Below are 23,697 nucleotides of genomic sequence, written 5' to 3'. Positions count from 1 at the left end.
AATGCCGAATAACTCACTATAATTTGTATGCTATTTAGAGATTAATTCAGATGACGAGCCCAATTATTGGTTTGGACCGAACAGATATCAAAATATTGGATATTCTTCAGAGAGATGGAAAGATATCGAACATTAAACTTGCCGAGGAGGTGAACCTATCTGCCACGGCGGCTTTGGCTCGGGTGCAAAAATTAACTAAGGAAGGTTTTATTTTAAATTATGAAGCGCGTTTAAATCCAAACATGCTGAATGCCAGTTTTGTGGTGTTTGTTGAAATTCTTTTGGATAAGACGACACCGAATGTTTTAGATGATTTTCGCCATGCAGTATTACAACACGATGAAATTGTGGAATGTCACATGACCAGTGGCGGTTTTGACTTTGTGGTGAAGATTCGCTGTGCCAGTATGGACGAATTTCGTAAAATATCAGGTCAAGTGTTATGGCAGTTGCCGGGCGTGAAAGAAACGCGCAGTTATCCAGTCATGGAAGTCATCAAAGAAAGTTCACGTATTCAGCTGAAATATAAACCGCAGTCGAAATGATTGAGTGTGCGAAATGTAAATAAGGGGCTTAAAAGCCCCTTAATTTTTGCCATTCCAAGCGTTACATTAACGTTGTGCAGACTCTTCTTTCATTTCAGCCATTGCTTGTTTATAAAGTGCATCTGCTTTTTCAAAGCGTTGAACCATTTCAGCTTCAGGCGCTTTGCCCAACAAGCTTACAACCACAATACTGATCCAAGAGAAGATGAAGCCTGGTATGATTTCATATAGGCCAAGATGCCCCATAGTATTTTTCCACAGAATAACAGTCACGGCACCTACAAGAATACCTGCAATAGCACCATTCAAGGTCATACGCTTCCAGAACAAAGACAAGATAATGAGTGGACCAAATGCCGCGCCAAAACCTGCCCATGCATAAGCCACAAGGCCTAGAACTTTACTGTCAGGGTTGCTTGCTAAACAAATTGCAAGAACTGCAACAGCAAGCACCATGAAACGACCCACCCAAACTAGCTCCTTTTGAGATGCTGTTTTGCGGATAAATGCTTTGTATAAATCTTCAGTCAATGTGGTAGAACATACCAGTAACTGACAGCTTAATGTACTCATTACTGCGGCTAAAATTGCGGCCAGAACAATACCTGCAACCCATGGATTGAATAAGATTTTAGTTAGTTCCATGAACACAGTTTCAGGGTTTTGAGAAACCACTGCGGCGAGTTCAGGGTGCTGTTGGAAGTAGGCAATGGCAATAAAACCTGCTCCTACCGCACCACCTAGACATAAAATCATCCACGTCATACCAATACGACGTGCAGCTGGAATTGTTTTCACAGAATCTGCTGCCATGAAGCGGACAAGAATGTGTGGCTGACCGAAATAGCCTAAGCCCCAAGCTAAGGATGATAGAACGGCAACCGTACTCAACTCAGAGAAAATATGCATCGCTTGTGGACGAGCAGTTTCAAGTAAAATCGTGAATTCAGCTGCATTACCATCAATCGCAAGGTAAGTCATGATTGGGGTCAATAGTAACGCAAAAATCATTAAACCTGCTTGGAATGTGTCTGTCCAGCTGATTGCGAGGAAGCCACCAATACAAACATAACTGATAGTCGCGATTGCGCTAATCCAAAGTGCAGTAGTGTAATCCCAACCAAAGATACTTTCAAACAGGCGAGAGCCAGCAACCATACCTGAAGCACAGTAAATGGCGAAGAAAACTAAAATTACAACCGCAGAAATCATACGTAAGATACGTTTACGGTCTGCAAAACGACCAGTAAAGTAATCGGGTAGTGTAAGTGCATTATTCTGGATTTCAGTGTGCACACGTAAACGTCCTGCAACCAATAACCAGTTCAGCCAGGCACCAATAATCAGACCGACTGCAATCCATGCCTCAGATAAACCTGATAGATAAATTGCACCTGGTAAGCCCATGAGTAACCAACCACTCATGTCTGATGCACCAGCAGAAAGGGCAGTAACGACACTTCCTAAACTACGACCACCTAAGATGTAGTCATCAAAGTTGCTGGTAGATTTGTATGCATAGAGGCCAATAGCAACCATGGCAAAGATATAAACTAAAAACGTGACGAGGGTGGGGTTAATTTGACTCATAGGCATTCCTTGGCAAAAAATCCGAGATGGGAGATTTTTTAATCGCTTTGTTTGAGAGGGCGATTCAATCATGAAAATAAAATTACACTCTGTAACAGTTGTGAGATATTTTTGTGTATTTTATGTAAATATTAATTGTTTTTTAAAATTGTCTTATAACTTATTGAAAATATTTTATTTGTTTGTTGCTTAGTTTTAGTTTGTGCAAGTTGTACAAAAATTATATTTTTCATTTTATGAAATCATTGGCTTAATTATAATTTAAAGCTTATTTTAATTACGAGATGTTACAATTAATACATAAAGCAAACATTCAAATATAAAATATTTCATTTATGAAATATATTTACAGCAATGAAACATATCGAAAAGACTAGTATTTCATTATTGCACTAATTCTGTGCATCTAAGTGAGTACTAGGCAGTGACTACGGTTCAAGTCGATCAAACAAGAATAGAACGTGATTTATTGGGAGCGAAGGAAGTTCCAATGGATTGCTACTATGGCATTCATACTTTACGTGCTTTAGAAAACTTTCAAATTTCTAATCAGAAAGTAGGAACTCAACTTCATTTTATCCGTGCTTTGGCGCAAGTTAAAAAAGCCTCAGCGCAAAGCAACTGTAAATTTGGCAAAATCTCTCCCGAAATTGCTCAGGCCATTGATATTGCATGTGATCAATTAATCCAAACTCCTGAAAGCTGGACGCATGCTTTTCCTTTAGATGTTTATCAAGGTGGAGCAGGCACGTCGATTAATATGAATACCAACGAAGTGTTGGCCAATCTTGCATTGGAGCATTTATCACTTCCTAAAGGTAAATACGACGTTATTCATCCAAATGACCATGTAAATAAATCACAATCGACCAATGATGTGTACCCAACGGCGCTACGTTTAGCAACGTATTACAGTTTGGATGACTTATTTATACAGATCCAAAATTTAATTCATTCTTTGCAAGGCAAAGCAGTTGAGTTTCAATATGTCTTAAAGATGGGGCGTACCCAGTTGCAAGATGCTGTGCCGATGACTTTGGGGCAAGAGTTTCGTGCCTTTGCAACTTTATTAAAGGAAGACTTACGTTTAATTGAACGTACACGTGAGCTTTTATTAGAAGTGAACTTGGGTGCAACTGCAATTGGTACTGGGGTGAATACACCACAGGGTTATGCAGTTGAAGTGGTTCAGGCCTTGAAAGAGCTGACGGGTCTTAACTTAATTGGTGCGGAAGATTATGTTGAAGCAACCAGTGACTGTGGTGTGTTTATTATCTTATCGAGCACCTTAAAACGTTTGGCGGTGAAGCTCTCGAAAATCTGTAATGACTTACGCTTACTCAGTTCTGGTCCACGTACCGGTTTGGCTGAAATTCGTTTACCAGAACTACAGGCTGGTTCATCTATCATGCCTGCAAAAGTCAATCCTGTGATTCCTGAAGTGGTGAACCAAATCGCGTTTAAAGTGATTGGTAATGATTTAACTGTGACCATGGCAGCAGAAGCAGGTCAGTTACAGTTGAATGTAATGGAGCCTGTTATTTCACAGAGTATTCATGAGTCAATTGAATTGCTTAGAAATGGTATTGCTGCATTAGACACTAAATGTATTCAAGGTATTCAAGCCAATGAACAAGTATGCTATGACGCAGTTATGCGTAGTGTTGGCATTGTGACTTTACTTGATCCAATTTTAGGTCATGCGAAATGTGACGAAATTGGGAAACAGTGTATTGCTGAAAATAAAACCATTCAACAGGTAGTATTGGAGCAAGAGCTACTGACACAAGACCAGTTGGATCAAATCTTCTCATTTGAAAACTTGGTGACTGAGGTGACGCCTACAGTCGTTCCTTTGGCACAAGTCAGTTAAACATTTATAGCCTTAGAAATGTATAAAAGCAGCCAATCGGCTGCTTTTATACATTTAAGCTAAGACTGGCTAACAATCTAGCCTGGTTAGAACTACAATATGCAGAGAGAAAGATGATTAGATTGATATGCTCACTAAACTAACCAATTTGTTGAAACGAAAGAAAGATGCACCAGAACAACTGTTTTTGCAGCAGCATCAGATTGAATATGATGAACAGAATGGATTTATTATTGAGGGTGTTGTGATCAATGATATACATGCTGAACGCTTAGCGTATTTCTCAAATCGTCGAATCAATCAGTTTGATGACCTCAATGCACTTTTTTATAGTGCGATGTTGATGAATGAAAAAATTGATTTGGAAATAGCCAGTGGGCGCTTTGTTGCTCGCTTGGGTAATAATCTTGAAAACTTAACCGAGTTAAAGCACATCATTAAACTCCTGAGTGACTATTATTATCAGTTTATTCGCGATAAAAAATAGAGCATTTAAATGACATAAAATTGAGTGATGAAAGGGGCTTGGCTACGTGTAAGAGGGTGTTTTGTAGCGAAAAATAACGTGCGGCTTTAGGACATCGTGCTAGTATATGACGCATGTTTTTAGGTGCTTAAGCAATGCCCATGTTCCAAGAAGAAATCTCCCAACTGAATGTGCAACAACTAAAAGCGGGCGAAAAAAGATGGCTCGGAAATCTGCTCGGCTCATCTGTTGCGCTATTTATTCAAACGCTCAGTACACAGAATAAAAAACTTTTTGTGGTTGTTGCAAAAAATAACCAACATTTGGCGCAACTCGAAAGTGAGTTTGAGTTTTACGGCATCCGACCGACGATTTTTCCTGATTGGGAAATTCTGCCTTATGACCGGTTATCTCCTCATCAAGATATCGTGTCTGAGCGTCTCGCGATTTTATCCAATATGCCACAAACGGGTGTCTTATTGATTTCGGCTTCGACTTTGGCACAACGTGTGGCACCGACTTCGTGGGTTTTAGGTGAGCATTTTGATATCCGTGTCGGTCAAAAGTTTGAATTGGAACAGCAAAAGAAACGTTTGATTCAAGCAGGCTATCATTTGGTCGACACAGTATACGACCATGGTGAATTTGCAGTTCGCGGTAGCATTATGGATATCTATGCCTCAGGTCAAGCGGCGCCAATTCGCATAGATTTATTTGATGATGAAATTGAAACTCTTAAATTTTTTGATCCGGAAACACAGCGCACCACGGAAAACTTAAAACAATTCTCTATCTTACCTGCGAAAGAGTTTCCGCTGAAAGAAGCGCGTAGTGTATTCCGTGATCGTTATGCGGAGATGTTTCCAACGGCGAACCCTAAGAAGAACCCAATTTATCAGGATGTGCTAGAAGGGATTGCATCACCAGGGATTGAGTTCTATTTCCCACTTTTTTTTAGTGCGGAGCAGATGCAAGCTCAAAGTACACTACTTTCATACTTACCTAGTCATTCTATTGTCATTACAGATAAACAGGTTGATGATGGTTTAGATAGTTTTTGGAAAGAGGTTGATCGTCGCTATCAGGACCGTAGACACAATATTGATCAGCCCATTTTGCCACCTGAACAACTTTTTATTTCAACCAATCAAATTTTAGAACAGCTCAATACCTTTCCACGTATTATTGCCTCAGGCGATATTTTCGACTTAAAAGCGGGGGTGGTGAATTTAAAGACTGAACTTCCACCTCGTTTACCCGTCGACCCAAAAAGTGAAAAACCTTTTCATGCGGTGAAACAGTATATTGATACAGCAAATCATCCCGTATTACTGGTTGCTGAAAGCGCGGGACGTCGTGAAACTTTAAAAGATGCATTGCGCGCAACATTGGGAGAAATTCCTAATGTCGAAAATTTTGCTGAGTTTCAAAAGTCTTTACATGCTATTGCCATTACCAATGCACCATTAGAACGTGGTTTGGTCTTAAAAAATACGCTGAGTGTTATCTCAGAAAACCAGTTGTATGAACACCGTGTGGTGCAACGTCGGCGTAAGCGTCAACAAGAGGTTTCTGAAGAGTTTCTCATTCGCAGTTTGACTGAGTTGAGCATGGGTGCGCCAGTTGTACATATTGACTATGGTGTAGGACGTTATGCAGGTTTAGTCACTTTAAGTATTGATGATCAGGACTATGAGTTCTTGCAGCTTGACTATGCCGATGCTGCCAAAGTTTATGTTCCTGTGACTAATCTGCATTTGATTAGTCGCTATAGTGGTGGTGACCCAGACTTGGCACCCTTACATAAGTTGGGTACAGATGCTTGGAGCAAAGCGAAGCGTAAAGCACTCGAGCAAATTCATGATGTGGCGGCAGAATTGTTACATATTCAAGCACGTCGTCAAGCCAAACCTGGTTTTGGCTTTGAGCTAGAGCATGGCCAATATATGCAGTTTTCCAGTGGCTTTGCCTATGAAGAAACGCTAGATCAGGCTAATGCGATTGAGGCGACTTTGTATGACATGCAACAGACGAAACCAATGGATCGTTTGGTCTGTGGTGATGTAGGCTTTGGTAAAACTGAAGTGGCAATGCGGGCTGCTTTTTTAGCAGTACAAAACAATAAGCAAGTTGCGGTTTTGGTTCCAACAACTTTGTTGGCTCAACAGCATTATGAGTCGTTTAAAGACCGTTTTGCGGATTGGCCTATTCGTATAGAAGTTTTATCTCGTTTTGGTAGTAGTAAGAGCCATACTAAAACGATCGAAGATCTGGCAGAAGGCAAAGTTGATATTGTGATTGGTACGCATAAAATCTTGCAAGAAAGCGTCCAGTTTAAAGATTTAGGTCTTATGATTGTGGATGAAGAGCATCGGTTTGGGGTGCGTGATAAAGAACGGATCAAGGCGATGCGTGCTGATGTGGATATGTTAACCCTTACCGCAACACCAATTCCGCGTACTTTAAACATGGCGTTTAGTGGTATGCGAGATCTTTCAATTATTGCAACGCCGCCTGCACGACGTTTAGCGGTCAAAACCTTTGTACAAGAGCATACGGGTGATGCCGTCAAAGAAGCTATCTTGCGTGAATTACTGCGTGGTGGGCAGGTTTACTTCTTGCACAATGAAGTAGAAACCATTGAGCGCGCGGCTGAAAGTCTCCGAGAATTGGTTCCTGAAGCACGTGTTGCTGTTGCACATGGGCAAATGCGCGAACGCGAGTTAGAGCAAGTCATGCAGCAGTTCTATCATAAAGAATATAATGTATTGGTTTGCTCAACCATTATTGAAACAGGGATTGATGTCCCAAATGCCAATACTATCTTGATTGAACGTGCTGATAAACTGGGGCTTGCACAGTTGCATCAACTGCGTGGACGTGTTGGGCGCTCGCACCATCAAGCCTATGCATATTTACTGGTGCCATCCATTAAAGGGTTGAAAGGCGATGCTGAAAAGCGTTTAGATGCCATTCAGCGGGCCTCAACCCTTGGAGCAGGTTTCATGTTGGCGACGGAAGATTTAGAAATTCGTGGGGCTGGTGAGTTACTCGGTGAGCAACAAAGTGGATCAATGCAAGCCATTGGTTATAGCTTGTATATGGAAATGCTTGAGAAGGCGACTAAAGCTATTCAAAAAGGGAAAACGCCAAATTTCGATGCGCCACTATCACTGACCGCAGAAATCAATTTACATATGCCAGCCTTGATTCCAGATGAATATTTGGGAGATGTGCATCAGCGTTTATTGTTCTATAAGCGGATTAGTAATACAGATCGTCAGGAAAAGCTTGATAATATTCGCATGGAGCTGATTGATCGTTTTGGTATACCGCCACAGCCTGTGAAGCAACTCTTTGCTGTTCATCAGATTCGCCTAAAAGCTGAAACATTAGGGATCACGAAAGTCGATATTTCGGGCAATGGAGGAGCTATTGAATTCTCACCTGATACACCCGTACAGGCCATCAGTATTATTCAAATGATGCAAAAACACCCGACCTTTTTTAGAATGGAGGGCGGTCAGCGCTTAAAGGTTATGGTGATGTTGGAAGAGTATGAAAAGCGAATTCAGTTTATCAATGACTTATTAGCAAATTTACTTAAAGAATTGCATTAATTAGTAGCTCTAATTTGCTGTTATTTCATACAGATATCAGGTATTTCGTAGGTGTTTGCACGACAAAAAGAAATACTTGATTTTTTGATGAAATTTATTAAAGTGATAAATGTGATGTAGTTCAAAGTAAAACGTATTTTATTTGTATTGAAACACATTGCTTATAATATTCACCTCCGATTGGATGTGATAGTATTAGCCATTATTCTAATTTGCATCATTTATAAAGATATGTTTAGTTTGCATCCACAACTTGCTCAAGATACGTTTTTTGTAGGCGACTTTCCACTTTCAACATGTCGCTTAATGAATGATATGCAATTTCCGTGGCTAATTTTAATTCCACGCGTGCCAGGTATCACTGAGTTATATGAACTCAGCCAAGCCGACCAAGAACAGTTTTTACGTGAGTCAAGTTGGTTGTCAAGCCAATTAGCTCGCGTATTCCGAGCTGATAAAATGAATGTTGCTGCTTTGGGTAACATGGTGCCACAGCTTCATTTCCACCATGTGGTTCGTTATCAAAACGATGTTGCATGGCCAAAACCAGTTTGGGGTACTCCAGCTGTTCCTTATAGCAATGAAGTCCTTGCACATATGCGTCAGACTTTAATGCTTGCATTACGTGGACAAGGTGATATGCCGTTTGATTGGCGTATGGACTAATTCACGTGGAAATCAAATCAGGGATGATTTGATCGTGCGCATCATGGGGAACAATCAGTGCCATTAGACGATTGGATATCTAAAGAACCCAAACAATTTGAATACTTCCATCGAGTGATGGGGTATAGCATGTTGTCGCTATTGACTATCGTTTATCACTACACGATGGCGGATACGCATTATCAAATTTATGTCCCATTATTGTTATTGGTTGTATTATTGTTTGCACCACCTTTTTCACGGTGGTTAGGCTATCGCTTCAACACTAATGTGCGACGTAGTGTGATGTTTGTGATTGATATTGTTGTCACTTCAATTATTTTGGCAGCAATTCATCTGAATATCGTACTCACTTTTTTGTCTATTTTTGCACTGCTTTATACCGCCATTAGCAACAAAGTTTCATTTCTCATGATTTCTTTGGCGAGTCTGATTGGTGTTGTTGTTTTTTATTTATCTCTGATCTTTATCTTTGGTTTTGGTGAATATTTTGAAGCGACCAGTACCGAGCTGACCGTATTGGGTTTTTTGTGTCTGATTACTTATTTTGGTGTGGGTAGTTATTATCAGCGCAACCAAATGCAGGATATATATCGCCGCAAGAATCATTATTACGATCAAATGAATCGCTACATGGAATTTGCGAATCAGTTGAGCCGCTATGCTCCAGTGCAACTGTGGCAGTCAATTATGAAAGGTGAGTCTGAAGCGAAAATTGAATATAAACGTAAAAAACTCACGGTTTTCTTTTCAGATATTCAAGGTTTTACAGAGTTGTCTGAAAGCTTAATTCCTGATGATTTGGCATTCCTGCTTAATGACTATTTAAGACACATGACCGAGATTGCGAAGCAATACGAGGGTACTGTTGATAAATTCATGGGGGATGCCATTTTAGTCTTTTTTGGGGATCCGAATTCTGAGGGTGTAGAGCGGGATGCGCAGAATTGCTTAGAAATGGCAATGGCAATGCGCCAGCAAATGAAAATTTTGCGTGAGCGTTGGGTGAAAATGGGTTATCCGCCTTTGCACATTCGTATGGGTATTTCTACGGGTTATTGTCACGTTGGAAACTATGGTGCATCACATCGGATGGCTTATACCATTGTTGGGCGTGATGCAAACCTTGCAGCGCGTTTACAGAGTGCAGCTCAAGTCGATGAAATCTTAATTTCAGATGATACGCATAATTTGGTGAAAAATGACTATCTTTGTGCACCGAAAGCACCAATTTTCCTTAAAGGGATAAAAGGGGCTGTGAAGACTTGGCAAGTCGTTGAAAAATATACATCTCAGAAATCAGACTACCAACGCTGGTTTGATTATGAATATAAGGGATTTCATTTACTGCTGAATTTGGATGAGGTGCAGAATTTTGAATACCCGCAGTTGATTCAAGTTTTAGAAAAAATGATTCAACGTATTCAAACGCAGCAAAAAATGACGAATTCTCAAGGTATTGTGAAATTAAATCTTGAAGATGAGGTCGTTGAAACCGTTAAAAGAAACGAATACCATTAATGATGATATGCTTGTAAAAACAAGAGACATTAAAAAAGCCACTACAAATGAGTGGCTTTTTTAATGTTTGCAAAATCAGTGATTTTCAGACGCATGGTTAATGGTGTATTTCGGGATTTCAACTTCTAAGTCTTCATCTACTAACTTCACTTGGCAAGATAAGCGAGAATCAGGCTCTAAGCCCCAAGCACGATCTAGTAAATCAGCTTCAATATCATTCATTTCTTCTAAGCTGTCAAAACCTTTTCGCACCACCACATGACACGTTGTACATGCAGCAGACATATCACATGCGTGTTCAATTTTGATTCCATTTTTGAGTAAGCTTTCACAAAGATTTGCATTTTGCTCGACTTCAAACTCAGCACCTTCTGGGCAGATTTGCGCATGTGGAAGAACTTTAATACGTGGCATAGTCTTTACCTATAAATTAGTTTGAGTTTGACCAGTCGTCGAGTTTTGTGCCTTTCAGCGCAGCATCGATATGCTGATTCATGCGTGCTGCTGCAAAAGCATCACTGTGTATTTTAAGCTGTTCAACAGCAGATTCAATGGCCTTGATTTCTGTTGTTTCAAGCGTTGCCTCTAGTGAAATTTTGGCTGCATTTAATGCAACTTGCTGCTCACTTGTGAGTAGGTGTGCATCTACTTTTAGTGCTTGTTCTAAAGCTTCAAGTTCACGTTTGGCTTCGACTTTGGTTTCTTGTAAGTGGCGAAGATTTTTATCTTCTTCAGCAAACTTGTAACCATCAAGCAGTAAGCGTTCCATATCGCTATCAGCCAAACCATATGATGGCTTAATGTCAATTTGTGCATGTACGCCAGAGGTTGTTTCTTTAGCTGAAACCGTCAGTAAGCCATCGGCATCTACTTGGAAGGTCACTTCAATACGTGCTTGACCTGCAGTCATAGGTGGAATACCACGAAGAACGAAGCGACCTAAGCTGCGACAATGTTCAACCAAATCACGTTCGCCTTGAACCACGTGGATCAGCATCGCAGTCTGACCATCTTGGTAAGTCGTGAACTCTTGGCGACGTGCAACGGGAATGGCTGTATTGCGTGAAATAAGACGCTCAACCAAGCCCCCCATGGTTTCAAGACCGAGAGATAGTGGGGTGACATCAAGTAGTAATGCCCCATCTGCTGTATTGCCAATCAACTGGTTAGCAGTAATTGATGCACCAATTGCGACAACTTCATCTGGATTGATCGTACACAATGGTTCTTGAGCAAACACTTCACGAACAGCATTTTGTACAGCGTAAGAACGTGTTGAACCACCAACCAAGACTACGTTTTGAATGTCGCTAAGTTCAAGCTTGGCATCGCGGAGCACGCGTTTGCACACGCTAATCGTCTTATCTAAAGCAACTTTGATAATGCTTTCAAATGTCGTGCGATCAAGAGTCAGGCTATGCTCTAGCACCTGCAAATGTACGCTTTCTGCGTTTGTTAAAGCTTCTTTGGCTTTACGCGCAGCAACCAAAACATGTGCATATTCAGTATCGTCGAACTGCTCAATGTTGAGTTCTTTTTTCGCCCATTTTACGATTAAACGATCAAGATCATCACCACCTAATGCGGTATGGCCACCTGTTGCTAAGACCTCAAACACGCCTTGTGAAAAGCGTAGAATGGAAACATCAAACGTACCGCCACCTAAGTCATAAATTACATAGTTATGATCATGTGCAAGATTGGTGTCTTGGTCGAGACCATACGCAACTGCAGCAGCGGTAGGCTCATTTAAAAGACGCAATACGTTTAAACCTGCAAGTTGTGCGGCATCACGTGTTGCTTGACGCTGAGCTTCATCGAAGTATGCAGGAACGGTAATCACTGCACCATTGACTTCATTTTTTAAGCTTGCTTCAGCACGATCTTTCAATTGCTTTAAAATTTCAGCGGACACTTCGACAGGGGTTTTGCGGCCCTGTGATGTTTCAAAAGCGGGCATTTGATTATCTTCACCCACTAAAGTGTATGGGTGTTGAAACTTAATGTCGGCTTTAGAACGGCCCATAAAACGTTTGACCGAAACAATGGTATTTTTAGGATCGGAAGTCAAAAAGGGTTTTGCTTCATCGCCATACTGAATTTGGTTTGTACCATAATGTGCGATCGAAGGAAGCAAGACACGACCTTGTTCGTCGTGTAAAACTTTGGCTTTGCCTGAAAGGACAGTGGCAACAAGAGAGTGAGTTGTACCTAAGTCGATACCAATGGCAATACGGTGTTCATGTGGCGCACTTGATTGTCCAGGTTCTGCAATTTGCAAGAGAGCCATGAGTTACATCCTTTGAGCGTCAAAAATTAAAAATAGGTTAAAATTCATCATCTAAATCAAAGTTATCGTCATCTTCAAAACGATCTTCAGCTTTGTCTATATCATGCATGACTTTGACAAAGAAACGAAGTTTGCGGACATCATCACGTGCTTCGGCCCAATCTTCAGCTTCAAAATCAATTTTGAATTCACGAACTAAACCGTCAATCCATTGTTGAACGTCAATTTTGAGCGATTGTAATTCATCTGCTGAACGTGCTTCATCGAGTTGTTCGCGAATCTCTAATGCGGATTGAAGAAATTCAAAGTCGTTGATGGATTGATCAAGATGGTAGTCTTGTTTTTTTAAACCTAATAAATATCCTGCGCGGCTATCGACCTGAGATAAAACTTTAAATGCTTGATTGATCTCGCTTGATTTAATCAGGGCTTGATCTTTATCGAGAGCTTTATCTGGGTGATATTGTTGCTGCAACTTTAAAAACTCTGCTTTTAAGGCTGCTAAATCAATATCGAGTGCTACTGGGAGGTTAAACAACTCAAAATGATTCATAGAAAGGGGGTTCCGCGCTAAATTTGGAGTGCTTGCAAAAGCAAAAACACGCTATGTAAATGCAATTAAAACAGTGCAATACACACTGTTTTAATGTCTAAAAGGCAAACCTGTGGTTTGATTTATACAGTGAAAGATTCACCACAACCACATTCACCTTTTTTGTTTGGGTTATTAAACTCAAAGCCTTCGTTTAAACCGTTTTTCACATAGTCCATCTCCATACCATCGAGATAAACCAAGCTTTTGGGATCGACAAAAACCTTTACCCCAAACTGCTCAAAAGTGGTGTCATGTGCATCAATTGAATCAACAAATTCGAGCACATAAGCTAAACCAGAACAGCCTGAAGTTTTCACGCCAACGCGAATACCTTCACCCTTACCGCGATTCTTTAAATAATTGCTGATATGAGTTGCAGCATTTTCAGTTAAATGGATCATGAAAACTCCGTTAATCGTTCTTTAAAATGCAAAGCAATTAAGCTTTAGATTTTTTGCTGCGGTAGTCTTCAACCGCTGCTTTAATCGCGTCTTCAGCCAGCACAGAGCAGTGTACTTTTACTGGAGGAAGAGCAAGCTCAGTTGCGATATCAATATTTTTGATCGCTTGAGCTTCATCTAAGGTTTTGCCTTTTAGCCATTCAGTCACTAAAGAGCTTGATGCAATAGCAGAACCACATCCATAAGTTTTGAAACGTGCTTCTTCAATCACACCGTTGTCATCCACTTGGATCTGTAAGCGCATTACGTCACCACATGCAGGTGCACCGACCATACCGGTACCAACGTTTTCCGCATTTTTATCTAATACACCAACATTACGAGGGTTTTCGTAATGATCAATTACTTTTTCGCTATAAGCCATGATGCGTCTCCAAACCTCGGGGTCAGCGTTAATATTTAATATGGGGTTAAAACTTGATTTTTCAATGAAGTCATCCAGTATGTGAATGACTTCAAAGGATAAAATTAGTGTTCAGCCCACTCAACTGTAGAAAGGTCGATACCTTCTTTGTACATGTCCCAAAGTGGAGAAAGTTCCCGGAGTTTCTCAACCGCAGAGCGTGTTACTGTAAGTACGTGGTCAATGTCTGCTTCAGTGGTGTATTTACCAAAACTGAAACGAATTGAGCTGTGCGCAAGTTCGTCGGACAAACCTAATGCACGTAATACATAAGAAGGTTCTAATGTTGCTGAAGTACATGCTGAACCAGAAGATACAGCAGCGTCTTTCAATGACATCATTAACGATTCACCCTCAACAAAGTTGAAACTGACATTTAAGTAGTTTGCAACGTTTTGTGTTGGATGGCCGTTTAAGAAAATTTGTTCTAAGTCTTGTAAGCCGTTCCAAAGCTTGTCACGAAGTACGCGAATGCGTGCTTGTTCAGAAGCTAAGTTCTTACCTGCAAGTTCAAATGCTTCACCCATACCAACGATTTGGTGTGTTGCAAGTGTACCAGAACGCATACCGCGTTCATGACCGCCACCATGCATTTGTGCTTTTAAGCGAACGCGTGGAGTACGACGTACATAGAGTGCGCCAATACCTTTAGGGCCATAAATTTTGTGAGCAGAGAAGCTCATTAGGTCTACTTTCATAGTTGAAAGGTCAATTTCAACTTTACCTGCGGCTTGAGCTGCATCGACATGGAAGAAGATCTTGTGTGCACGAGTGATTTCACCAATTGCTGCAACATCAGTCACAGTACCAATTTCGTTGTTCACCATCATTAGGGAAACAAGAATGGTATCTGGACGAATAGCTGCTTCAACCATTTCAGGGGTAATTAAACCCGTGTTTGGTAGTGGCTCAAGGTAAGTGATTTCAAAACCTTCAGACTCAAGCTCACGGCAAGTATCTAAAATAGCTTTGTGTTCAATTTTACTGGTAATAATGTGCTTGCCTTTAGACGCATAGAATTGTGCTACGCCTTTAAGTGCAAGGTTATCAGATTCAGTAGCACCAGAAGTCCAAACGATTTCGCGTGGATCTGCTTTGATCAAGTTCGCAACTTGTTCACGTGCATATTCTACTTTTTCTTCTGCCTGCCAACCGTAAGCATGCGAGCGAGATGCTGGGTTGCCAAATGTGCCGTCAAATGTCAGACATTCCATCATGCGTTCAGCGACTTGAGGGTCTACAGGGGTTGTTGCTGCATAATCAAGATAAATTGGACGTTTCATGTCAAATACCTGTTACCGATAAAAGGGCTGAATCTGAAGGTGCTGTGTTTTGGCGAATGGCAACTTTTTGGACGTTGTCACGTGCTACAAGGTCAGCAAGAGTGATTTTAGCGAGATAGTCGGCAATGTGATGGGAGAGTTCTTGCCATAAATCGTGAGTTAAGCACATTGCACCATTTTGGCAGTTGCCTTTATGGTCACAGCGAGTGGCATCAACTGTTTCGTTTACAGCTTCAATAACTGCTAATACTGTAATTTCATCAGCGCGACGAGCTAAATGGTAGCCACCATTGGCACCACGAATGCTAGAAACTAAGCCGTGGCGCTTTAATTTCGCAAATAACTGCTCAAGATAAGCAACAGAGATAGTTTGACGAGCTGCAATTTCAGCAAGCGTGATCGTTTGTTCAGTTGGCTGCAAAGCTAAATCAAGTAGAGCAGTCACTGCGTAGCGTCCGCGAGTTGTTAAGCGCATGATTCGATACACATGATTAGACTAGATGTGCCGATTTTAAGAATCCTGACTAAAATAGTCAAGTTTTTTTAATAATGATTATGCGTATTTAATTTGCTTGAAATATTATGTAGTTATGCAAGCCAAATATTATATACCAATAAGCTAATCAAAAGTATAGAAAACAGTAAAAATGTGACATTTATACGTTTTTGGCGTTGCTCCATGCGACGAATACGGTTTTTGTATTGTTTCACTTCAACTTGTAGGGTGTTGATTTTAGAGCGTTGATCATCAATTTTTTCTAAAAGTGGCGCAATACGTTTTTTTGATGCAACCACATTTTGTGGATCAGTTGGTTCAGTTAACCAGTTTTTCCAGTCGGCTAAAACTTTAGGAGCACTAAAGTGTAAAATTAAATCTCTGAACTCATCTTTGAGTATGATGTCGCCATCAATACGCATGGTTTTAATACTGCGACGATTTCCAAAAACGAAAATTTTAATTAAATCCATTAGGGTAGTGCGCACATCGAGATCGACAGGTTTTTCAGGTGCTTTCGCATCAAATAAAATACCTTGTTCACTAAAGGTAATATAGATGTCGAAGTAAGGTAAATAGCTGTTAATTTTAATCGCAATATTTTGCTCAACAAACTTTTTTGAATGTAGAGCAACCACACGGTCATGTTTTAAAATAAGAGAAAAGATCGTCTCAAGAACAATCATTAGCATAGTGAGTAGCATATGTGTTTGATTGTGTTCTTTTTGAGAATCACTCATAAGTAGTAACCTAAATCCTGACCTGAAATGAGCATCCTGCTCGCAAAAACTTCAGACTTAAAATAAAAAATGTAATAAAGATGCTTTGTAGAACAGTTTTGCAAAACGATCAAGTCCAATATTTGCTAGTATAGTGCAATCTATAAGATTTTTTGGAAGTTTTTGCACATAAATCATGCAGGAGATGGTGCTAATGGAAAAAGCAGATAGAGCGTTGGATGATATTTTGCAAGAAGATGAAACATTAAAAAAAACAAGAACTAAGCATCATTTTCACCGTAAAAGTAGTTTAGATTTTAGAAAGTACACTAAGCAAATTTGGTTGGCTGGTTTAGGTGCTTTCTCACGTGCGGAAGAGGAAGGCAATAAATTGTTTGACTCACTCGTCCAAGTAGGCGAGGAGCTAGAATCAAAAACCACTGAAATTGCAGATCAAACAGTTGAAAAAGTATCTGAAAAGGCGCGTGAATCGGTTACGGATACTAAAGATAAGGTTGAGAAGATCGTAGACCGGAGTGTAAATCATTCTTTGAACCGTATTGGTTTAGTTACGGTCAAAGATATCCAGTACTTGGAAAACTTAATTCTTCAGCTTAACGAAAAAATAGATGTTTTGATTGAAGAAAATAAGAAGTTAAACGAAAAAGTGAATAAAAAGTGATCTGGTTGTGCTTTTGTAGCAATTTCAAGGTTTTTTTGTGATTTATTTTCCAAAAAAGCCTATACAGAGTATTGCGTTTTCACCTAAAGCATTGCTATAAAGGCGTTACGGTAATTTATACTAAACTCTTGGACCTTAAATAAACGATATTAAGAGGACGCGATCCACATGAATAAATCAGAATTAATTGATGCAATTGCAGAAAAAGGGGGTTTGTCTAAGACTGATGCTGGTAAGGCCTTAGACGCTACAATTGCTTCAATCACTGAAGCGCTTAAGTCTGGTGATACAGTTACACTTGTTGGTTTTGGTACTTTCAATGTGAAAGAACGTGCTGCACGTACTGGCCGTAACCCACAAACTGGTGCTACTTTAGAAATTAAAGCAAGCAAAGTACCAAGCTTTAAAGCAGGAAAAGGTTTAAAAGATTCTGTTGCATAATCTTTTAAATAAATCCTAAACGCGCCATTTCGGCGCGTTTTTTATTAAACATTAGAAAATGTGACGATAACACATTCATTCATTGCTACTTTTCAGTTAAAATCTCGTGCAAATAAAATATTGGAATACTTATGGAATCTTTTCGTAAAGTTATTAAGGGTTGGTTGGGCAAAGCCTTACTCATTTTGTTTTTGACCCCTTTAGCACTTGTAGGTATTGAAGGATATTTTAGTAGCGGATCAAAAGACGCTGTAAAATCAGTCAATGGTCAAGATATTTCTGAAAAGGAACTAGAAACACTAACAGCGTCTTTTAAAGAACAGTTCTTGGCTTATGCCAATGGTGATGAAACTTTATTGAATCAAAGCTTTATCAAAGATAAAGCAATGGATCAACTGATCTCTAATACCTTGTTGTTGCAACAGGCGGAAAAGCTAGGCATTTCACTTAGTGATACTCAAATTGAACAGATGATCGCTCAGCAACCAAGTTTTCAAGAAAATGGAAAATTTTCTGAAACACGGTATTCTAGCTATTTACAATCTGTTGGAATGAGTAGTGATGCTTTGGTTGCAAATCTGCGCCAAGATCATGCATTAAAAATGATGCGTTCTACTTTTGCTGATTATGCTTTGGTGAGTAAATTAGATATTCAGCAGATTGCGAATTTGCAAACAGAACAGCGTACCGTACAGTTTGCCAATGTAAATCTTGATGAATACAAAAAGAACATCAGTGTTTCAGCTCAAGAAATTGCTAACTACTACAAGCAACATCCATCAGCATTTAAACAAGTAGCAAGTGTAGATGTAGAGTATGTGTTGTTAACACCTGCAAATGTTCCTGCTACGACATCACCAGTCACTGATACTGAGTTACAACAAGCTTATACTCAGTTTGTTGAAGCACAGAAGCAAAATGTTGCACCTTTGGTGAAACATATCTTAATTACTGTAGATACGCGTACAGATGCTGAAGCGAAGAAGCGTGCAGAAGAAGTTGTTGCAAAAATTAAAGCAGGCACAAGCTTTGCAGCCGCAGCGGCTCAATACTCTGAAGATACAGCATCTAAGTCTAATGGTGGCGTACTGGCAGTCTATAACAAAGGTACATTTGGTGATGCTTTTGATCAAGCTGTAACATCACTTAAATCCGGTCAAGTGTCTGCACCTGTTAAAACTGAATTTGGTTATCATGTCATTGAAACTGACACACCTGCTGTGAAGTTGCCATCTTTTGAAACTGAAAAAGCACGACTTACTGCTGAAGTTCAAAAAAGTAAAACAGCCAATGCGTTTTCAGACACTGTAAATAGTTTAAATGAGCAAGTTGTAGATTCTGATGCTTTGGATGTGGTTTCACAAGAAGTGAAAGGCGTACAAGTTCAAACTGTCAAAGGTATGACGCTTTCTACACAGCATCCTGTATTAAGCAATGCAGCAGTAAAAGTGAAACTGTTTAACGATGACGTTAAAAACGGTGACCGTAACGCGACCAGTAGTATTCAACTTACAAATGGTGATGTTGTCTGGGTCAAAGTACGTGATTACCATGCGGCAGGTGTGCAAACGCTTCAAGAAGCAACTCCACGCGTGAAAGCAAAATTAGTTCAACAAAAAGCGTATGAAGCGGCGAAAGCGAAGATTGCGCAAAGTTTAAAAGACTTTAAAACTCAACCAGCGGCATCAGTTGTTGCGAAGAGTGGTTTAACGTTTACTGCGCCGCAAGTGTTTATTCGTTCGCAAGGTCTTCCTCGTGTAGTTGAGCGTGCGGCATTTAGCCAGGCGACGCCAAAAGCTGGGCAATGGTCTGTAACAACAGCATTATTGCCGACTGAAATGGTCGTAGTCGCAGTATCAAATGTAAACAAGACGACGTCTAATGCGTTGACGGATGAACAGTTGGCAGAGCTTTCTAAGCTATATCAACAGCTTCGCGGTCAGCAAGAGTCAGAAGATTATGTGCAATACTTAAAAGCACATGCAAAGATTAAATAATCATATCGAATAAAAAAACCTGCATTCGTGCAGGTTTTTTTATATCTAAAGGGAAGTAATTCGCCTTAGGGAGAAGTACGCTTAAGCACGGATTTTGAGCTCATAGCCTGAATATTTACGTATGTTAATTACGCCAGTATCCAAAATTAGGTACTGACCTTTGATGCCTTGCAATTTGCCACGAATGGCTGGAGTTTTATCTAGGTTGTGAGATTTGATTTTCTCTGGATATTGCTCAACTGGATAAACAAATTCACGTGGTAATTCGGTTTCCAAAATTTCGACCGTTTCATTGAACTCAAGATTCTGACTAAATTCATCTCGAATGGTTTGGATTTTAGGTGAAAACTCTTCGAGCAATTGTTCACGGACTTCAATCAAGTTTAATGGGTCAGCTTCACCCTTGAGTAATTTACGCCAATCGGTTTTGTCTGCAACCTGCGTTCCAAACATGATTTCGAGCTGACCTGAAAGGCGACGTGAGCCTACTTTCATAATGGGTAGTGCTTGAGTGGCTCCTTGATCAAGCCAACGGGTTGGCATTTGGCTAATCCGGGTAATACCAACTTTTAGTGCGCTTGAGTTCGCCAAATAGACGATATGTGGTTGAAAACATACTTCATGGGCAAAGCTATCTTCGCGACAAGTCCCTAAATGATAATGGCAGGTTTCTGGCTTCATGATACACATGTCACAAGAGGCCTTAGTTTTGAAACACTTGAAGCAATGACCTTGTGAAAAAGATTTAGACGTTTTAGCACCGCACGAGACACAGAAGATTTTACCAGTCCATTCGATTTCGATTTCTTGACCTAAGTTAAAAGGAAGGTCAACTTCTGAACGATCTAAAATAAATTTATATTCAACATTTGCCTTGTGTGTATGTTGATCAGTTACACTAAGGTCCTTAAGACCTGCATGCATTTTATGGCAAATGCCTTGAAGTTCCATACAGAATTACTCACTTAATATTAAGGATGCGGTTATGGCTGAACTGAACGTCATTACTTCTATGCTAGACGATTTATCTCAAGAACAGCCTATTTCAACTGCATTATGCATTGGGCAAAATCTTAGCCCAGATCATCATCAATCTATTCAATGGCAATATTTTAGCGTATCTGATTTTTTAAGTCTGCCTTTTACACAGCGCTATGACTTGGGTTTCGTGCTTTTGGATACAATTGAAATGCAAAATGTGAATGAGCAACAAAAATCACAAGTATTGGTGCGTTTAAGAGATTTGATGGCAAAGCGGATTGTGGTGGTCAGTCAGTTACAAGATGAGCAACTGTTACGTGCTTTGGGCTTTACTCAACTCATAGATAAAACAACTCACGAACAAGACTTTGCGTTATGGCAGTTTAATATTTTAACTTATAAGCATGTGCCAGATTGGTTTAATTCAAAATTTTGGGCGAACCCTGAAAACTGGAACAAATTTCGTTGGTAGTAGGACGTATATGACTTGAGTCATAGCAAAAATTAACAATTTATCCGTGTAGGCTCCATTTAAACATCGTATGCTGTTTTAAAACTTACAAAGGATAAAACGATGACGAACCTTAATAATATTATAGAAATCTTGGCTAAGCAGGCTATGGGAGGGCAGCAACAGTCAAACCAACAAGGCGGTTTGGGTGGAATTTTGGGCTCTGTATTGGGACAACTTGGAACAAATACATCAGGGCAATCATCACAGGGTGGTTTGGGTGATATTTTAGGTTCGGTGTTGGGTGGTTTAACTGGTGCGCAGTCACAACAAACGTCAAATGCTCAGAACTCTGGGTTTTCAGGTGGTGGAAAAAGTTTATTGATCGCTGTATTGCCTTTGATTTTGGGGTGGATTCAACAGCAAGGTGGTTTACAAGCGGCTTTGGATAAGCTCAAAGGGCAAGGCTTAAGCAGTCAAGTGGATGATTGGGTATCGACTGGCTCAGGAGAAAATGCCAGCGTAAATCCAGAACAGGTACAGAACCTGTTTGATGATGCTGATGTAGAACAGGTTGCACAACAAGTCAATGCGCCTAAACAAGATGTATATAGTGCTATTTCACAAGTTTTACCGCAGATCATTGATTCTTTAACCCCTCAGGCAGGACAAACTAATCCACAAGAGGCCAATGCAGATATTCAGCAAGTTTTAAATTTGGTTTCAGGTTTCTTGAAACGTTAAGCTTTACATGAACAATAACTCTGTATTGAATACCAGTCAGCTAAGAAGTTGACTGGTATTTTTGATTTTTAAATTCATCAAGGTGTCTGGTACTTAAAAACATGATTCACAACTGTTTGTCTAAAGGCGATGTTAATTCCCTTAATGAATTTTGTAGTCGCTGACACAGTAAACTAGGGTATGCGAATGACAAGCCTGCTTTATTGCATTTAGCAAATAAGAAAAACTGCGTAAGGAATAAAATGAGTCTAGAAGATTTGATTTAAAATAGTAAGACTCTACTTACTGTTGTGAATAGTCAAAAACTAAGAAAATGAGGTCATTTCTAGATTGATCAGTATGAATTCTAATGCAGCAATAACCTTTTCTAGATTCAAACTTGTCAGATAAAAAACACGCCGAAGCGTGTTTTTTTTAATTTTTTGGACTGCTTAACTTAGAAGTCGTAACGCATACCGAGAGAAAGTCCAAGGCTATTTTCACCTGCGACACCACTTACGCTGTTTGTGCGACCTTCTTTCCATGGTGTTAAGTTCGACTTGTCATCATTGATTACAGTTGCTAAGTTGCCGTAGACGCGTACTGCTTTGTCTAGACGGTGCTCAAGGCCAACAGCGAGTAATGTTGAGTTTGCATCATCAGCATCAACATCACGGTAGAATACTTCGCCACGGACTAAAGTTTTTGGTGCAAATTTATATTCACCAGCTACACCGAATACTTGCGTGTCAGGGTTTGCATCAGAGTTGTCATGTTGAAGAAATTGGTACATACCACCTAAGTTAAAATCAGGTGTGATTTTATATGCGCCAGCAATACGGAAACCATCACGTTCGCCACTTGTTGCTTCTTCTTCATAGTGTTCGTATGCAGCAGCGAAGTCTACGTTGCCTTCTTTATAAGTTAAAGCTAAGTCGTATGCTTTATCTTTGTCTTTAGAGCCATTTTTTGTAGCATCTGGGCTATTCGCTTCGTGAAGTGAAAGAGCACCTAATACATTAAAACCATTGCCAAATTTAGGTGACTTATATTCGATGGTATTTGCATTACGCTCATCAAACTTCAAGTTGCCTACACGTGTTACGTTTCGTACATCACCAACCATGTCGCCGAAGAAGTTAACTGGACCACGTGCTGCTTTGAATGGGCTGTCAAATCGACCTACACGTGCTTGACCGAAGTTACCTTTTAAGCCAACGAAAGTATCACGTGTTGCAAATTCAAGATCACTATTTGCTGAACCGCTCGCAAAGTTAATTTCTTGTTCAATTTGACCGAATACAGTCATGCCGTTTTCAAGTTCTTGCTCAGCTTTGAAACCTAGACGTGAAGAGTTTGAAGAAATACCAACTTCGTTGTAGTCAGCACCATCATCAAGATAGTCTAAAGAAACATGCGCACGGCCATAAATTTTTACGTCAGCAGCCATTGTTAAAGCTGGTGTAAGTAATGTTGCCCCAACTGCTAATGCGCAAAGTGTTTTTTTCATGTGTAGCTCCAAGAAAGACTTTTTGTTGATTCGTCTATAAAAGGTTATTCAGTCGTCTTTTTATCCATCAGACTTCTGTCTCTTGGCGCTCATTATTGATTACAAATAAGTCATTAATATTAAAGAAATATTACAAAAATATTAAACAACTCAAAGTCAAAGGCATTTCGGCGATAAATTGTTAAAGTGTGGTTTTGAGTTTTATGTGGTTGATATTAATTATTTTTAGATACTTAGATTAGCATTTGAAGTGCAACACCATGTTGTTGCCATAATACCTGACTCGGACTTTTAAAGCTGAGTCTTTTTCTTGGGCGATGATTCAAACGTTGAGTGATTTCTGAGATATATTCATCCGTATAGGCATTTAAATTACTGCCTTTT

General features: G+C 39.9%; 22 protein-coding genes. 11 read left to right on the top strand and 11 right to left on the bottom strand.

From position 1 onward, the window contains the following. The first annotated feature begins 50 nt into the window (after window positions 1–50). Entirely contained in the window at window positions 51–545 is a 495-nt protein-coding gene (locus B9T36_RS09305) for an Lrp/AsnC ligand binding domain-containing protein (protein ID WP_086209216.1), read from the top strand. Between the two features lie 66 nt (window positions 546–611). Here the strand turns inward: B9T36_RS09305 and putP are convergent, their stop codons facing one another. Next, window positions 612–2,135 (bottom strand): sodium/proline symporter PutP, encoded by a 1,524-nt coding sequence (putP, locus tag B9T36_RS09300; protein ID WP_086209215.1) that lies wholly within the window; start codon window positions 2,133–2,135, stop codon window positions 612–614. Window positions 2,136–2,559: 424 nt separating this feature from the next. Between putP and aspA the strand changes: the two genes are divergently transcribed. The 5 genes from aspA to B9T36_RS09275 all read left to right on the top strand — a co-directional run bounded on the left by aspA (window position 2,560) and on the right by B9T36_RS09275 (window position 10,281). Beyond that, entirely contained in the window at window positions 2,560–4,008 is a 1,449-nt protein-coding gene (gene aspA / locus B9T36_RS09295; protein ID WP_086209214.1) for an aspartate ammonia-lyase, read from the top strand. Window positions 4,009–4,135: 127 nt separating this feature from the next. Next, entirely contained in the window at window positions 4,136–4,495 is a 360-nt protein-coding gene (locus tag B9T36_RS09290) for a hypothetical protein (RefSeq protein WP_162900277.1), read from the top strand. A gap of 140 nt (window positions 4,496–4,635) precedes the next feature. Beyond that, window positions 4,636–8,094, top strand: coding sequence for a transcription-repair coupling factor (gene mfd / locus B9T36_RS09285; protein WP_086209586.1), 3,459 nt, complete (start codon window positions 4,636–4,638; stop codon window positions 8,092–8,094). 231 nt (window positions 8,095–8,325) lie between these two features. Next, window positions 8,326–8,760: an HIT domain-containing protein gene (locus B9T36_RS09280; protein ID WP_004696995.1), complete on the top strand. Its 435-nt coding sequence runs from the start codon at window positions 8,326–8,328 to the stop codon at window positions 8,758–8,760. Window positions 8,761–8,817: 57 nt separating this feature from the next. Further along, window positions 8,818–10,281, top strand: a complete 1,464-nt coding sequence (locus B9T36_RS09275) for an adenylate/guanylate cyclase domain-containing protein (protein WP_086209212.1) — start codon at window positions 8,818–8,820, stop codon at window positions 10,279–10,281. A 75-nt stretch (window positions 10,282–10,356) separates the two neighbouring features. Here B9T36_RS09275 and fdx read toward each other — a convergent pair whose 3' ends face one another. From fdx to B9T36_RS09235, 8 genes are all read right to left on the bottom strand, one after another. Then, on the bottom strand, window positions 10,357–10,695 hold the full coding sequence (gene fdx, locus B9T36_RS09270) for an ISC system 2Fe-2S type ferredoxin (protein WP_086209211.1): 339 nt from the start codon (window positions 10,693–10,695) through the stop codon (window positions 10,357–10,359). Window positions 10,696–10,711: 16 nt separating this feature from the next. Further along, entirely contained in the window at window positions 10,712–12,571 is a 1,860-nt protein-coding gene (gene hscA / locus B9T36_RS09265) for a Fe-S protein assembly chaperone HscA (RefSeq protein ID WP_086209210.1), read from the bottom strand. A 37-nt stretch (window positions 12,572–12,608) separates the two neighbouring features. Further along, on the bottom strand, window positions 12,609–13,124 hold the full coding sequence (gene hscB / locus B9T36_RS09260) for a Fe-S protein assembly co-chaperone HscB (protein WP_086209209.1): 516 nt from the start codon (window positions 13,122–13,124) through the stop codon (window positions 12,609–12,611). Between the two features lie 122 nt (window positions 13,125–13,246). After that, window positions 13,247–13,567, bottom strand: a complete 321-nt coding sequence (gene iscA, locus B9T36_RS09255) for an iron-sulfur cluster assembly protein IscA (protein WP_086209208.1) — start codon at window positions 13,565–13,567, stop codon at window positions 13,247–13,249. Window positions 13,568–13,604: 37 nt separating this feature from the next. Next, window positions 13,605–13,991, bottom strand: a complete 387-nt coding sequence (iscU, locus tag B9T36_RS09250; RefSeq protein ID WP_086209207.1) for a Fe-S cluster assembly scaffold IscU — start codon at window positions 13,989–13,991, stop codon at window positions 13,605–13,607. Window positions 13,992–14,095: 104 nt separating this feature from the next. Then, window positions 14,096–15,313: an IscS subfamily cysteine desulfurase gene (locus B9T36_RS09245; protein WP_086209206.1), complete on the bottom strand. Its 1,218-nt coding sequence runs from the start codon at window positions 15,311–15,313 to the stop codon at window positions 14,096–14,098. Between the two features lies 1 nt (window position 15,314). Further along, complete coding sequence (locus tag B9T36_RS09240; RefSeq protein WP_004697011.1) at window positions 15,315–15,788, bottom strand: Rrf2 family transcriptional regulator; 474 nt, start codon at window positions 15,786–15,788, stop codon at window positions 15,315–15,317. Window positions 15,789–15,901: 113 nt separating this feature from the next. Continuing rightward, window positions 15,902–16,549 (bottom strand): hypothetical protein, encoded by a 648-nt coding sequence (locus tag B9T36_RS09235; protein WP_086209205.1) that lies wholly within the window; start codon window positions 16,547–16,549, stop codon window positions 15,902–15,904. 193 nt (window positions 16,550–16,742) lie between these two features. On the opposite strand from B9T36_RS09235, the gene B9T36_RS09230 reads away from it, so the two are divergent. The 3 genes from B9T36_RS09230 (at window position 16,743) to B9T36_RS09220 (ending at window position 19,648) form a co-directional block, all read left to right on the top strand. Further along, the gene (locus B9T36_RS09230; protein ID WP_086209204.1) at window positions 16,743–17,210 is read left to right on the top strand and encodes a phasin family protein; all 468 of its coding nucleotides are present in this window, start codon (window positions 16,743–16,745) and stop codon (window positions 17,208–17,210) included. A 168-nt stretch (window positions 17,211–17,378) separates the two neighbouring features. Continuing rightward, on the top strand, window positions 17,379–17,651 hold the full coding sequence (locus tag B9T36_RS09225; protein WP_004697018.1) for an HU family DNA-binding protein: 273 nt from the start codon (window positions 17,379–17,381) through the stop codon (window positions 17,649–17,651). 131 nt (window positions 17,652–17,782) lie between these two features. Further along, window positions 17,783–19,648 (top strand): SurA N-terminal domain-containing protein, encoded by a 1,866-nt coding sequence (locus tag B9T36_RS09220; RefSeq protein WP_086209203.1) that lies wholly within the window; start codon window positions 17,783–17,785, stop codon window positions 19,646–19,648. Window positions 19,649–19,729: 81 nt separating this feature from the next. On the opposite strand, the gene B9T36_RS09215 is transcribed toward B9T36_RS09220, so the two are convergent. Further along, entirely contained in the window at window positions 19,730–20,599 is an 870-nt protein-coding gene (locus B9T36_RS09215; RefSeq protein ID WP_086209202.1) for a DUF2797 domain-containing protein, read from the bottom strand. Window positions 20,600–20,633: 34 nt separating this feature from the next. Here B9T36_RS09215 and B9T36_RS09210 point away from each other — a divergent pair, with 34 nt between their 5' ends. Further along, complete coding sequence (locus B9T36_RS09210; protein ID WP_086209201.1) at window positions 20,634–21,101, top strand: DUF6231 family protein; 468 nt, start codon at window positions 20,634–20,636, stop codon at window positions 21,099–21,101. 102 nt (window positions 21,102–21,203) lie between these two features. Then, window positions 21,204–21,824 (top strand): YidB family protein, encoded by a 621-nt coding sequence (locus B9T36_RS09205; protein ID WP_086209200.1) that lies wholly within the window; start codon window positions 21,204–21,206, stop codon window positions 21,822–21,824. Window positions 21,825–22,260: 436 nt separating this feature from the next. Here B9T36_RS09205 and B9T36_RS09200 read toward each other — a convergent pair whose 3' ends face one another. Next, window positions 22,261–23,313: a porin gene (locus tag B9T36_RS09200; RefSeq protein ID WP_086209199.1), complete on the bottom strand. Its 1,053-nt coding sequence runs from the start codon at window positions 23,311–23,313 to the stop codon at window positions 22,261–22,263. Window positions 23,314–23,697 lie beyond the last annotated feature (384 nt).

Source organism: Acinetobacter sp. ANC 4204 (assembly GCF_002135205.1).
Lineage (GTDB): Bacteria > Pseudomonadota > Gammaproteobacteria > Pseudomonadales > Moraxellaceae > Acinetobacter.
Note: the sequence above shows the minus strand (reverse complement) of the source record. Positions and strands in the feature narration are given on the sequence as shown.